Origin of the sequence: Kitasatospora sp. NPDC048296, assembly GCF_043201815.1 — a bacterium.
In the GTDB taxonomy this organism is placed as follows: domain Bacteria; phylum Actinomycetota; class Actinomycetes; order Streptomycetales; family Streptomycetaceae; genus Kitasatospora.
The window spans coordinates 15,252-28,428 of record NZ_JBICZB010000044.1 but is presented as its reverse complement, the minus strand read 5'-3'; the positions used below and the strand labels follow the sequence as shown (position 1 = coordinate 28,428).

General features: G+C 73.7%; 12 protein-coding genes. 2 read left to right on the top strand and 10 right to left on the bottom strand.

The window, feature by feature from the left end; all coding sequences use genetic code 11:
• Nucleotides 1-17: 17 nt before the first annotated feature.
• The 5 genes from ACGF12_RS24330 to ACGF12_RS24310 form a co-directional block, all read right to left on the bottom strand.
• Nucleotides 18-605, bottom strand: a complete 588-nt coding sequence (locus tag ACGF12_RS24330; protein WP_387614889.1) for a hypothetical protein — start codon at nucleotides 603-605, stop codon at nucleotides 18-20.
• 263 nt (nucleotides 606-868) lie between these two features.
• On the bottom strand, nucleotides 869-1,501 hold the full coding sequence (locus ACGF12_RS24325; protein WP_393033781.1) for a hypothetical protein: 633 nt from the start codon (nucleotides 1,499-1,501) through the stop codon (nucleotides 869-871).
• 10 nt (nucleotides 1,502-1,511) lie between these two features.
• Nucleotides 1,512-2,732: a cyclic dehypoxanthinyl futalosine synthase gene (gene mqnC / locus ACGF12_RS24320; protein WP_393033778.1), complete on the bottom strand. Its 1,221-nt coding sequence runs from the start codon at nucleotides 2,730-2,732 to the stop codon at nucleotides 1,512-1,514.
• Nucleotides 2,733-2,806: 74 nt separating this feature from the next.
• The gene (locus tag ACGF12_RS24315; protein ID WP_393033775.1) at nucleotides 2,807-4,504 is read right to left on the bottom strand and encodes a serine/threonine-protein kinase; all 1,698 of its coding nucleotides are present in this window, start codon (nucleotides 4,502-4,504) and stop codon (nucleotides 2,807-2,809) included.
• Between the two features lie 237 nt (nucleotides 4,505-4,741).
• Entirely contained in the window at nucleotides 4,742-5,644 is a 903-nt protein-coding gene (locus ACGF12_RS24310; RefSeq protein ID WP_393033772.1) for a menaquinone biosynthetic enzyme MqnA/MqnD family protein, read from the bottom strand.
• Between the two features lie 375 nt (nucleotides 5,645-6,019).
• On the opposite strand from ACGF12_RS24310, the gene ACGF12_RS24305 reads away from it, so the two are divergent.
• Entirely contained in the window at nucleotides 6,020-6,223 is a 204-nt protein-coding gene (locus tag ACGF12_RS24305; protein WP_355670162.1) for a cold-shock protein, read from the top strand.
• Between the two features lie 216 nt (nucleotides 6,224-6,439).
• Here ACGF12_RS24305 and ACGF12_RS24300 read toward each other — a convergent pair whose 3' ends face one another.
• Nucleotides 6,440-7,789, bottom strand: a complete 1,350-nt coding sequence (locus ACGF12_RS24300; RefSeq protein WP_393033768.1) for a dicarboxylate/amino acid:cation symporter — start codon at nucleotides 7,787-7,789, stop codon at nucleotides 6,440-6,442.
• 449 nt (nucleotides 7,790-8,238) lie between these two features.
• On the opposite strand from ACGF12_RS24300, the gene ACGF12_RS24295 reads away from it, so the two are divergent.
• Nucleotides 8,239-9,447: an MFS transporter gene (locus ACGF12_RS24295; protein ID WP_393033765.1), complete on the top strand. Its 1,209-nt coding sequence runs from the start codon at nucleotides 8,239-8,241 to the stop codon at nucleotides 9,445-9,447.
• 106 nt (nucleotides 9,448-9,553) lie between these two features.
• On the opposite strand, the gene ACGF12_RS24290 is transcribed toward ACGF12_RS24295, so the two are convergent.
• The 4 genes from ACGF12_RS24290 to ACGF12_RS24275 all read right to left on the bottom strand — a co-directional run bounded on the left by ACGF12_RS24290 (nucleotide 9,554) and on the right by ACGF12_RS24275 (nucleotide 13,070).
• Complete coding sequence (locus tag ACGF12_RS24290; protein ID WP_393033762.1) at nucleotides 9,554-10,555, bottom strand: LacI family DNA-binding transcriptional regulator; 1,002 nt, start codon at nucleotides 10,553-10,555, stop codon at nucleotides 9,554-9,556.
• A gap of 149 nt (nucleotides 10,556-10,704) precedes the next feature.
• Entirely contained in the window at nucleotides 10,705-11,049 is a 345-nt protein-coding gene (locus ACGF12_RS24285; RefSeq protein WP_393033759.1) for a DUF4229 domain-containing protein, read from the bottom strand.
• Between the two features lie 115 nt (nucleotides 11,050-11,164).
• Nucleotides 11,165-11,692 (bottom strand): GNAT family N-acetyltransferase, encoded by a 528-nt coding sequence (locus tag ACGF12_RS24280; protein ID WP_393033756.1) that lies wholly within the window; start codon nucleotides 11,690-11,692, stop codon nucleotides 11,165-11,167.
• 46 nt (nucleotides 11,693-11,738) lie between these two features.
• Nucleotides 11,739-13,070, bottom strand: a complete 1,332-nt coding sequence (locus ACGF12_RS24275) for an MFS transporter (RefSeq protein WP_393033753.1) — start codon at nucleotides 13,068-13,070, stop codon at nucleotides 11,739-11,741.
• Nucleotides 13,071-13,177 lie beyond the last annotated feature (107 nt).

Sequence of the window (13,177 nt, the reverse complement as noted above, 5' to 3'; positions counted from 1 at the left end):
GGCGCCGTCCACCGGCGTCAGTGCGACCCGCGCCGCCCGCCCGCGCGCCGTCGGCGGCGGGAGCGCTTGCCGTGGGTGATCGCGGGCATCCCGTCGGCCAGCGCCTCGGTGGCCAGCGCGAGGTTGGCGGCGAGCCGCCCCTGCCCGGCGCGGACCGCGACGGCCCGCCGGTGCCGCCGGATGCGCAGCACGCAGATCATGAAGAGCACCACGGCCACCGGCACGCTGAACCGGGCCAGCCCCACGCCGACCGGCTGCGGGTAGGTGTCGCCGCAGATCCGCACCGCGCCCGGGTCGTCGGCCGCGTGCTCCAGGCAGACCGCGTCGCCGAGCCTGGTGCCGTCGGCCAGCGGCAGCGCGGCCGCGGTGTGCGGCTGGCCGCTCACCTTGTAGCTGACGGCGCTGTACGTGCCGCCGCCGGTCGGCAGCTGGGTGACGACGCCCTCGACTCTCACCGGGTGGGCCCCGATCCGGTCGGCCTGTTCGGCCTGGCGCCAACCGAGCAGGCACATGCCGACGGCCAGCACTGCGCTGAGTACCGCGGCGAGGTACCAACCACGGCCCAACCGCGGGGTGCGCGGCGGGGGGACGGTCGCGGTTCGCATGGTTCCTGTCCTGGCTTGCCTCCGGGGCCTGGGACACGGCCCCGCCGCCCGCGGGCACGGGTGGTGGTGTGGTGAGGGTACGGAGTGAGCTGTCCGGGATCGTATCCGCTGGCGGGCCCTCAGGTCACGGCGAAGGGGGAATCACCCCCCGGGGTGGGCACCGGAGTTCGGCTGCACACGAAGGAAGTCCCGCGCACGGCAAGGAAATCCGCCCAGTGACGAGTACGTCACACCGGCCCGCGGCCTCGGCGGCCCCAGCGGCCTCAGCGCCGCCGGTACACCAACCGCCCGCCCAGCACGGTCGCCAGGGCACCACCCGGCAGCGGCCCGGACTTCCCCTCGTCGCCGACCGCGAACACCGCGAAGTCGGCCCGGCCACCGGCCGCCAGCCGCCCGTGCACGGCCCGCGCCAACGGCAGCACCGCCAGCGGGTCCAGTAGCCCCGCCCCGGGCTCCGCCGGCCCCGGCAGCACCACCAGCCCCGAACGCACCACCGCCGTCCGCACCGAGGCCCGCTCGAAGGGCCCGGCCACCGCCGTCACCCCGAAGCCGAGCATCCGCTGCAGCCCGCGCCGGGCACTCGCCCCGAACCGGGTCTCGTCGGCGCAGCCCACCAGTTCGTCCGTGAGCGGCTCGGAGCCGATCCCCTCCCGCGGATCCGGGTGGTAGTCCCGCTCCAGCGCCCGCTGCCCGTACGGGTTGCGCAGCCCGGGCGTGAGCACCGCCGGGCCCCAGTCCCGCACCCGCGCCGCCGGGTGCGCCGCCGCCAGCTCCGGGTACGGCCCGACGGCCTCGACCCGCTCGTCGCGCACCACCACCGCCCCGTCGGCGAAGGACGGGGCGGTGGGATCGGCCGGGTCGGGCAGCACGAGAGCCGCCCGGTGGAGGGTCAGCACCGGTGCGGGCTCAGTTGTCCAGGATCTTCAGCTCGGGGTGCGCGGTGCCGCCCTCGATCGCCGTGGAGGCGATGTGCGAGGCGACCCGCGGGTCGACCGGGTCGTTCGCCGGGTCGTCCAGCACCCGCAGGTGCTCGTACGTGGTCGAGCGCTGCGCCGGGACGCGGTCGGCGGCCCGGATCAGGTGGATCAGCTCGGTGAGGTTGGAGCGGTGCTTGGCCCCGGCCGCCGAGACGACGTTCTCCTCCAGCATGACCGAGCCGAGGTCGTCCGCGCCGTAGTGCAGCGACAGCTGGCCCGCCTCCTTGCCGGTGGTGAGCCAGGAGCCCTGGATGTGGGCGACGTTGTCGAGGAACAGGCGGGCGATCGCGATCATCCGCAGGTACTCGAAGACGGTGGCCTGGGTCGAGCCCTTCAGGTGGTTGTTCTGCGGCTGGTAGGTGTACGGGATGAACGCCCGGAACCCGCCGGTGCGGTCCTGCACCTCGCGGATCATCCGCAGGTGTTCGATCCGCTCGGCGTTGGTCTCGCCGGTGCCCATCAGCATGGTGGAGGTGGACTCCACGCCGAGGCCGTGGGCGATCTCCATGATCTCCAGCCAGCGCTCGCCCGACTCCTTCAGCGGGGCGATCGCCTTGCGCGGCCGCTCCGGCAGCAGCTCGGCGCCGGCGCCCGCGAAGGAGTCCAGGCCGGCCTTGTGGATCCGGGTGATCGCCTCCTCGACGCAGACGCCCGAGATCCGGGACATGTGCTCGACCTCGGAGGCGCCCAGCGAGTGGATCACCAGCTGCGGGAACTCCGCCTTGATCGCCGAGAACGCGCGCTCGTAGTACTCCACGCCGTAGTCCGGGTGGTGTCCGCCCTGGAACATGATCTGGGTGCCGCCCAGCTCGACCGTCTCGGCGCAGCGGCGCAGGATCTCGTCGAGCTCGCGGGACCAGCCCTTGTCGCTCTTCGGCGGCACGTAGAAGGCGCAGAACTTGCACGCCGTCACGCAGACGTTGGTGTAGTTGATGTTGCGCTCGATGATGTACGTCGCGATGTGCTCGGTACCGGCGTAGCGGCGGCGGCGCACCGCGTCGGCGGCGGAGCCGAGCGCGTGCAGCGGCGCCGAGCGGTACAGCTCCAGCGCCTCCTCCGGAGTGATCCGGCCACCGGCGGCGGCCCGGTCGAGCACGGCCTGCAGGTCGGTGCTGGACGCATCGAGGGTGGTCGCTGCGAGCTCGGTCACCTGGCGGCCTTCTCTCTTCTCAAGTGCTACTCGGGTACGGCCGAACCAGCCTACGCCAGGCGTTTCGGGCACCCTCAGCCCGCCGCCCCGTTCACCCTGCGCATCGTCCCGACCGGGTTGCCGGCCGCCGGGTCGGCGGAGCTGAACCTGATCGTCCCGTCGGACTGAAGGGTGAGCGTCTCCGCGTCGGCGCCGCTGGTGCAGGCGCCGGGGATCGAGGAGTGCACCAGCCGGGACTGGAACACCAGCTTGGTGGCGGAGACCGACCTGAGCGTCCAGGCGCCCTCGCAGCTGATCGAGATCAGCCCGGAGAGGGCGTTGCGGCTGCTGGTGCTCTCCTGGCCGATCGCGGCCGGGCGGACGGTGAGCGTGGTGGTGCCGCCGGGCAGGCCCTTGTCGGTGACCATGTCCCCGCTCCAGGTGCCCAGGAAGGCGGCCGGCACCGCGTTCGGCCCGCCCGTCGCGGGCGCCGGGGACGACGCGGAGGCGGACGGCGCCGTCGACGGGGACGCCGACGGGGTGTCCGTCCCGCCCGGCACGAAGACCCCCGGCGAGGCGATCGCGTCGCTCGGATCGACGGACGGAACCGGCAGCGGCCCCACGGCCGGCACCACCGGGTCGTCGCGGTGCAGCCCCTCGTACAGCCCGTACCCCACGCCCCCGAGCACCGCGGCCGTCAGCACCGCCACCGTCGCGAGCCCGGCCCGTCGCCGCCACCACGGCCTGGCGGGCGCCACGGCCGGCCCGAATCCCCCGGGCGGGTAGACGCACGGGGGGAGGGTCGGAGTCGGCACCACCTCGGCCCGGTCCTCGTCCCCGGCCGCCTCCGATGCGGCCGCGGCCGCTTCCGTCGGCTCCTCCGGCTCCTCCGGCTCGTCCTCCAGGTCCAGCAGCTGCACCGCGCTGCGCCCCACCCCCGCCGCCAGCGCCGGCGGCAGGAAGCCCCAGAGCCGGGCGGTGCCCACGCCGTCCGGGTCCAGCCGGGCGGCCAGCTGCTGCGGGGTGGGCCGGGCGGCCGGGTCCTTGGCCAGGCAGTCGAGCACGATCGCCCGCAGCGGCTCGGCCAGCCCGGCGACGTCCGGTTCCTCGTGCAGCACCCGGTAGAGCAGGACGGCCGCGCTGACCCCCTCGCCGAAGGGGTGCACGCCGGTGGCGGCGAAGGCCAGGACGGCGCCCAGCGAGAAGACGTCCCCGGCCGGTCCGACCGGCCGTCCGTTCGCCTGCTCCGGCGCCATGAAGCCCGGGGAGCCGACCACATAACCCGATCGGGTGAACCCGCTGGTCGCGTCCAGCGCCCGGGCGATCCCGAAGTCGATCAGCCGCGGCCCGTCCAGGGTCAGCAGTACGTTGGACGGTTTGACGTCGCGGTGCACCAGGGCGAGCCCGTGCACGTGGACGAGCGCCTCGGCGAGCCCGACCCCGAGCGCACGGACGGCCGGCTCGGGCAGCGGCCCGTACTCCTGGACGGCGACGGTGAGCGCGGGGCCCGCCACGTAGCCGGTGGCGACCCAGGGCTGCTCGCCCTCGGTGTCGGCGTCCAGCACGGGCGCCGTCCAGCTGCCGCCGACCCGCCGGGCGGCGGCCACCTCCTGCCGGAACCGGGCGCGGAACTCGGCGTCGTCCGCCAGCTCCGAGCGCACCACCTTGACGGCCACGGTCCGCCCGCCGGCGGTCCGACCGAGGTAGACCCGGCCCATCCCGCCCGAACCGAGCCGCCGCAGCAGCCGGTAGGCGCCCACCTGGCGCGGGTCGTCCGACCCCAGTGCCCGCATGCCCCGCACGCTCCCCTCGCACTCGCACGCACGGCCCCGGGCGGGTGCCCGGCCGCGTACGCCGCTTCCGGGGCGCCTCTCGCGGGGCCACCCGCCGGACGCGCCTCGGGAGCAGACCGTACCGGGCCGGGCCGACCCCCGGGGGGTGCGGCCCGTCTCCGGGGCTCCTCTCCGGGGCCCACCTTCGGGGCCGTCTCCGGGGCCCACCTTCGGGGCCGTCTCCGGGGGCCCGGGGAGCTACTGCCCGACCGGCAGCGCCACCGGCTCCAGCAGCTCCACCGCCACGTCCGGCGTGAAGCCGCTGTCGTGCGCGACCCGCCGGGCGAACTCGGCGACCCCGGCCAACTGCCGCTCGCCGAGTGAGAAGTCCAGCGCCTCGCTGAAGTACCGCTCCAGCACGTCCGGCCCGAAGGCCTCCCAGCGGGCGGCCTGCTCGGCGACCTTGGCGGCCTCCACCAGCGACAGGTCGCGGGACTCCAGGAAGGCCCGGTGGACGGCCGCGGTCAGCTCGGGGCAGCGCTCGGCGAACTCCCGCCGCACCGCCCAGACCGCGAAGACGAACGGCAGGCCGGTCCACTCCTTCCACATCGCGCCCAGGTCGTGGACGGTCAGCCCGAGGTCGGCGGCCTGCCCGAGGTAGGCGCGCAGCGCCGGGTCGCCGATCAGGACGGCGGCGTCGGCCTCGGCCAGCATCGCGCTGAGGTCGGGCGGGCAGCTGAAGTAGTCCGGGCGGACGCCCTCGCGCTCCTCCAGGAGCAGCCGGGCCAGCCGGACGGAGGTGCGGCTGGTGGAGCCGAGGGCGACCCGGCGGCCGTCGAGGTCGGCGAGCGGCACCTTGCTCACGATCAGGCAGGACATCACCGGGCCGTCGCTGCCGACCGCGATGTCGGGCAGGACCAGCAGGTCGGCGGCGTTGCGCAGGTACTCCACGCAGGTGATCGGCCCGATGTCCAGGCAACCCCCGACGAGCTGGTCGCTCAGCTTCTCCGGGGTGTCCTTGGTGAGGTCGAGATCGAGCAGATTGCCGGTCCTGGCGAGACCCCAGTAGAGGGGAACGCAGTTCAGGAACTGAATATGGCCGACCCGCGGCCTGACCGGCGTGTTCTCCTGGTGCTCCCGCGTTTGTGCGTCCGCTGCCACTGCGCCGCTCCCTTGCTGTTCGTGCGCTTCCCCGCAGCGTATGCCCGCTGTTCAGGACGGTTCGCACCGGCCACCCGACACGCGCACGCGCGCCCTCAACAGGCCTTCGCGCGCCCGCTCGCAGCCCTCACGACACGCCCCGTCCGCACCGCAAGCGACCCCTGGTCGTCACAGCGACCGCATGCTAGCGTTGCCCTCAGTTGCAGTTTGATTCCCCTTGCAGTACTTGAAGCCTGCGGAGCATGTAACCGCAGGCTTTTTGTAGTTTTTCAGCAATATCGAAAAATTTCGGACTCGTCCGGAGGCAGGGCGATCAGCGCAGCGGACCGGGTGTCACACGGTGTGGCCCCCGACACGCATCGCAAGGAGAACGGCATGGCTCAGGGAACCGTCAAGTGGTTCAACGCTGAGAAGGGCTTCGGTTTCATCGCCCAGGATGGCGGCGGCCCCGACGTCTTCGTCCACTACTCCGCCATCAACGCGAACGGCTTCCGTTCGCTGGAGGAGAACCAGGCGGTCACCTTCGACGTCACCCAGGGCCCGAAGGGCCCGCAGGCGGAGAACGTCAGCGCTGTCTGACCATCCTCTGATGTTCTGATCGCTCGGGACCCGTGCGGGTCCGCCGGCGGCTCCCGACAGCCGTCACCATGAGCACAAGAGCAACACCCAAGGGGGCCTGCCCATCGCGGCGGGCCCCCTGCCTTTTCCCCGCGCCCTCCCCGCCGGGAGAGCACGGCGAAGGGCCTGCCCCCACACCTTCCGGTGCGGGGGCAGGCCCTTTTCGTACGACTGCGGTCAGGCCGCGACCGGAGCCTTCGCGCCGGCCTGCGCCGGGGCGACGGCCGACGGCGCGTCCTCCCCGTACAGGTCACCGGAGGGGTTGTTGTACGCGTCGGTGTCCAGGATCTTCTCCCGCGCCGCGACCAGCACCGGCACCAGCGCCTGACCGGCGACGTTCGTCGCGGTCCGCATCATGTCCAGGATCGGGTCGATGGCGAGCAGCAGGCCGACGCCCTCCAGCGGCAGGCCCAGGGTGGACAGGGTCAGCGTCAGCATGACGATCGCACCGGTGAGGCCCGCGGTCGCGGCCGAGCCGACCACCGAGACGAAAGCGATCAGGACGTAGTCCTTGATGCCGAGCTCGATGTTGTAGACCTGGGCGACGAAGATCGCGGCGACCGCCGGGTAGATCGCGGCGCAGCCGTCCATCTTGGTGGTGGCGCCGAACGGGACGGCGAAGGAGGCGTACTCGCTGGGGACGCCGAGGCGCTCGGTGACGCGGCGGGTGACCGGCAGGGTGCCGACCGAGGAGCGCGAGACGAAGGCCAGCTGGATCGCGGGCCAGGCGCCCTTGTAGAAGTGCAGCGGATTGAGGCCCGCGGCGAAGCGCAGCAGCAGCGAGTAGACGACGAACAGCACCAGCGCGCAGCCGACGTAGATGTCCAGGGTCAGCGTGGCGAAGGGCTTGAGCAGGTCCCAGCCGTACTTGGCGACGGACTTGCCGATCAGGCCGAGGGTGCCGAGCGGCGAGAGCCGGATGACCCACCACAGGGCGGTCTGGGTCAGCTCCAGCACGGACTCGCTGAGCTTGAGGACCGGCTCCGCCTTGGCGCCGAGCTTGATGATCGCGGCGCCGACCACGACCGCCATGAAGACGATCTGCAGCACGTTCACCTTGGCGAAGGCGTCGACGATGTTGGTCGGGAAGATCCCGGTCAGGAAGTCGATCCAGGTGCCCTTGGAGTCGAGCGCCTTGAGGCCCTCGGTCTTCAGGTTGGTGCCCTGGCCGGGGTTGGTCAGCAGGCCGAGGCCCAGGCCGATGGCGACCGCGATCAGCGAGGTGATCATGAACCAGAGCAGCGTGCGGGTGGCCAGCCGGGCCGCGTTGGTGACGCCCCGCAGGTTGGCGACGCTCACCACGATCGCGGTGAACACCAGCGGCGGGACGGCCAGCTTGAGCAGCTGGACGAAGATCTTGCCGATCGTCTCCAGGGTGGTGGCCAGCCAGGAGATGTCGGCGGCACGGGCCAGGTAGCCGAGGCCGACGCCGAGCACGAGGCCGGCGACGATCTGCACCCAGAACGGTGTCTTGCGGATACGGGCGAGCACGGACGGCGACGAGGTCGCCTCGGGCGCTGTGGACATGGGGGTGCGACTCCGGGGGAGGGCGTTGCTGACGGTGGGGTGTGGGGCGGAGGGGGCGGCACGACACGGGGCCGGACGTGAGGAGGTCACGGACCCCGTTCAGGGGCGTGCCGCCGGAATACAGCTCATGGCGCGACAACGGCGCGGGCTGTCCACAGCACCGGTCAGAGCGCACGGGCGGGCGGCGCCGGGCAGCGGGCCCGGGCCGTGCATCCGCAGTGCGTCTGAGGTGGTCACGGCCGACACGTTAGCAGTAAAGGTTTGAGATGTTCAAAGTAGTTGTTTGAGATCAGGCCACACCTCGGCACCCCGCGAGGGCGAGATCCGGGCACGAACGAGACTGACGCCCCATCAGGTACACCCTCCGGTCGGATTGACCGCACAGCAGTTATACGTATAACTTTGACAGCGTCCCCGCCCTCCCCTGCCCTGACCGGAGAAGAACACCGATGGGCTACCTCGCCCTGCTCCGAGCCCCGCACGTCACCCGACTCCTGCTCGGCACCCTGCTCGGCCGCATGCCCGCCGGAATGACCGCCCTGGTGATCGCCCTCGCCCTGCGCGAGGCCGGAGTCCCGTACAGCCGGATCGGACTGGCCACCGCCGCCTACGCGATCTCCGCCGCCGTCGGCGGACCGGTGCTCGGGCGGATCGTGGACCGCACCGGACAGCCCCGCGTCCTGCTCGCCTCCGCCGTGGTGGCCGGCGGCGGGTACGCGCTGCTCGCCCTCGCCCCCGGCTCCCCGGTCGCCGCGCCCCTCGGCGCCGCCGTAGCCGGCCTCGCCATGCCCCCGCTGGAGCCCTGCCTGCGCTCGCTCTGGCCGGACGTGGTCGAGGAGGAACAGCTCGACACCGCGTACGCCTTCGACTCCGCCTCCCAGCAGATCCTCTACGTGGCCGGACCGCTGGCCGTCGCCGGCATCGCCGGCCTGTTCAGCCCGGTCGCCGCACTCTGGGTCGCCGCCGGACTCGGACTGGCCGGCGCACTGATCGTCGCCACCGCCGCACCGGCCCGCACCTGGCGCGCCCCCGCCCGCGAGCAGTCGGCCGGACTGCTCGGACCGCTCCGCTCCCCCGGCCTGGTCCTGCTGCTGATCGGCCTGGCCGGCGCCGGCTGGGCGGTCGGCGCGCAGAACGTGCTCTTCATCGCCTACGCCGAACAGCACACCGGCGAACTGCCGGGCGGCGGCGGCACCCTGCTGGCACTGGCAGCCCTCGGCGGCCTGCTCGGCGCGCTCGCCTACGGCATGATCGACTGGCGCCGGACCACCGCGACCCGCACCTGGATGATGGCCCTCGCGATGGCCGCCTCCTACCTCCCGCTGGTGACACTGCCCGGCCCGTACCCGATGGCCGCCCTGGCCTTCCTCTCCGGGATCGCGCTCGCCCCGCTGCTCGCGGCCGCCTTCGTCCTGGTCGCCGAACTGGCACCGACCGGCACCGTGACCGAGGCCTTCGCCTGGCTGGTGACCCTCTTCGCCACCGGCAACTCACTCGGCTACGCCGTCTCCGGCCACCTCGCCGAAGACTCCCTCCGCTCCGTGGCCCTCTGCGCGGCCGGCGGCATCGCCCTCGGCGGCCTGCTGCTCTTCGGCGCCCGAGGCTGGTTCCGCACCACCCCGGCCGCCGCACCCCCGCAGCCCGTCCCGGTGGGCTGACCCACCCCACAGACGACTGCGCCCGCCGGGGTCTGGCCGGCGGGCGCAGTCCTTTCGCCGTAGGCGCACCCGATCGAGCCGGTACGACCGGGGCCCCGACCTCGCGTCAGGACGCGGCGGGCTCGGGGGCGGTCGAGGAACGCAGCACCAGCGAGGTGGCCAGCGGCGCGACTGGCTCCACCCGCTCCCCGCGCAGCAGTCCGGCCAGCGCGGCCGCGCCCACCCGGCCCAGCTCCTCGCCGGGCAGGTCGACGGTGGTCAGCGGCGGGGCGAGCAGTCCGGAGACCGCGACGTTGTCCATGCCGACCACGGACAGGTCGTCCGGCACCCGCAACCCCCGCTCGGCGGCGGCCTGGTAGACCCCGGAGGCGACCACGTCGTCGTCGCAGATCACCGCGCGCGGACGGTCCGCCCGCTCCAGCAGCTCACCGGCCACGCTCCGCGCGGCGGCATACCCTTCGTTCAGGCTCACGCCCAACTCCACGACGTCCAGCCCCAGTTCGCGCACCGCCTGCTCGAAGGCGGCCTGCCGGACCCGGAAGGTGTACGCGGCGTGGGTGGAGCGCAGGCGGCCGATCCGGCGGTGGCCGAGGGCGGCCAGGTGCTCCACGGCCGCGCGCATCCCGCCGGCCACGTCGAGCTCGACGGTCGGGCGCGCCCGGTCGGTGCCGGGGTCGGCGTCCAGGAAGACGGCGGGGGTGTCGGCGGGCAGCTCGCCGAGCTGGCTGTCGTCCGGGGAGCAGATCAGCAGGCCGTCGAAGCGGCCGGCGGTGGCGGCCTCGGCGAGGGTGGCGCTGCCCCAGCCGGAGCTGACCACGACCGCCAGACCGTGCCGGCCGGCCTCGTGGTGGACACCCTCCAGCACCCGGCCGAAGAACGGCCCCTGCAGATTGGGCACGGCCAGCATGATCATTCCGCTGCGGCCCAGCCGCAGCTGGCGGCCGGCCGCCTGCGGGCGGTAGCCGAGGCTGCGGGCGGCCTCCCGGACCCGCTCCCGGGTGGCCTCGGAGACCCGGCGGCCGGCCTCCGCGCCGGAGAAGACCAGTGAGACGGTGGCCTGCGAGACCCCGGCGAGCCGGGCCACGTCCCGCCCGGTGGGCCGGCGCACGGGAGCCGGCCAGGTCCCGCCCCCACTCCCGGCGGGCCGATCGGCGTCGGCGGGCCGGTCCACTTCAACGGGCCGATCGGCGGCGGCGGGCCGGTCGGCGGCGGCGCGGGGATCGGCGGGCACGGCGGACGGCGCTCTCAGGGCCGGGGTCAGTTCTTGCCGGCGGCGGCCGCGCGGGCGGCCTCGTCCGCGGCGTCCTCCTCGGCGTTCTGCACGGCGATCCGCTCGGCGGTCCGGCTGCGCATCCCGGCGACCTTGGTGGTGATCTGAGTGGACATCTCGTCCCGCTGCTTGCTCAGCAGCACGTAGCTCAGCGGCGCGGAGACCACCGCGGCCAGCAGGAACAGGAAGACCGTCCCGGCCTGCCCGCTGACCGGGATGATCTGGAAGTGCCCGAGCAGCAGGGACACCAGCAGGCAGCCCAGGAAGATGCTGACCCGCATGGAGGTGTAGCGGAGCGTGGCGTGCGACTTCTGCGGGCCGTTGCTGCTCACTGGGACACATCCTTCTGGGTCGGGCCGGGGCGGGTCTTCCAGTCAAGCATGCCTGACGGCCGGCGCGGGGCAGGGGTCCGCCGTCCCCGGCCGTCGCGCCCCGCCCGGGGCCGGGTCAGCGCAGGTCGAGCCACATGGTGATGTCGTCACGGTCGTCGCCGGGGGCGACCCGGATCGCGGCCGGCACCCGGCCGACCTCGCGGTAGCCGCTGCGGCCGTAGAAGCCCTCCAGCCCCTGGCCGCCGCGCGCGGTCAGCCGCAGCGACTGCAGGCCCCACTCCCGGGCGACCCGCTCGGCCTCGGCGAGCAGCCGGGCACCGTGGCCGAGGCCCTGGAAGTCGGGGTGCACCATGACCCGCTTGAGCATCCGCCAGTGCTCCATCAGCTCGAAGCGCATCGACTCGAAGAACAGCACCCCGACCAGCCGCCCGGTCGCGCTCTCGTGCGCGACCAGCAGCCGGTCGGGGCCCTCCGGGGCGACCCCGGCGAACTGGCGTTCGGCGGTGTCCCAGACCTCGTCCTCGGTGACCGGCGCCACGAAGCCGACCGCGCCGCCGGCGTTGGTCACGTCCGTCCACAGCCGCACCACGGCGGTGCGCAGGTCGGGGTCGAGCTTGGGGTCCAGGGTGAAGGTGAGCGCCATGATGCGGAGCCTAGACCTCCACTCGAACACATCAGCGAACCGGCCCTTACGGCAGGGCCGGCACCGCCCGCTCCGTCGGCCGCCCGGTGCGCAGCGCCAGGCAGAGCCCGACCGCGATCGCGCACAGCGCGCCGGCGCCGTACCAGGTGAGGTCGTAGTTCCCGAGCGCGTCGCGGGCCAGGCCGGCCAGCCCGGCGACGACGGCCGCGCCGATCTGGTGGGCGGCGAGCACCCAGCCGAAGACGATCGGGGCGTCCTCGCCGAAGTGCCGGCGGCACAGCGCGACGGTCGGCGGCACGGTGGCCACCCAGTCCAGACCGTAGAAGACCACGAAGGCGAGGATCGGCGGCTGGAGCGAGCCGGCGAGCAGCTGCGGCAGCAGGAGCAGGGACAGGCCGCGCAGCCCGTAGTAGACGGTGAGCAGCAGCCGGGAGTCGACCCGGTCGGTGAGCCAGCCGCTGAACACGGTGCCGGCCACGTCGAACAGGCCGATCAGGGCGAGCAGGCTCGCGGCGGTGGTGACCGGCATGCCGTGGTCGTGCGCGGCCGGGATGAAGTGGGTGCCGACCAGTCCTGCGGTGGTGGCGCCGCAGATCGCGAAGGAGCCGGCCAGCAGCCAGAACGGCCGGGTCCGGGCGGCGTCGCGCAGCACCCGCAGCGAACGGGCCAGCGCGCGGCCGTCGTTGACGGGGGCGGGCGGGGCCTCGGTCGCGCCGTACGGGAGCAGGCCGATGTCGGCGGGCCGCTCGCGCATCAGCAGCAGGACGGGCACGGCGACGGCGCAGGCGGCGAGCGAGACCACGACCACGGCCGCGCGCCAGCCGTGCCGCTCGACCAGCCAGGCGCCGACCGGCAGGAAGACCAGGTTGCCCGCGGCACCGGCGGCGGTGAGCACCCCGGTGACCAGGCCCTGGCGGGCCTGGAACCAGCGGCCGGTGACGGTGGTGGCGAAGGCTCCGGCCATCGAGCCGCTGCCGAGGCCGACCAGCACGCCCCAGCAGAGCACCAGTTGCCAGGGCTGGCGCATCAGCATGGTGAGTCCGGCGCCGACCGAGATGGTCAGCAGGGCGCAGACCACCACCAGGCGCACGCCGAAACGGTCCATCAGGGCGGCGGCGAAGGGGGCGGTGAGGCCGTACAGGGTGAGGTTGACGGAGGTGGCGCTGGAGATCGTCCCGAGCGACCACCCGAACTCGTTGTGCAGGGCGTCCATCATCAGGCTGGGCGTGGAGCGGAAGCCCGCCGAGCCGAGCAGGACGAGCAGGGCGACGCCGGCCACCACCCAGGCGTAGTGCACCCGGGGGCGCTGGGCGGGGGTGGGCCGGTCGGGATCGGATGCGGCGGCGGGAGTGGGGGCGGGGGCGCTGCGTTCGGTCACGCGGAAGAGTCTCCCGAGCCTCCGGTTCCCGGACGAGTGGCCTGAATGACAGCTTTCGCAAGAATCGGGCCACCGGTCCGGCGTACCCTGGCCCGGACCCATCGACC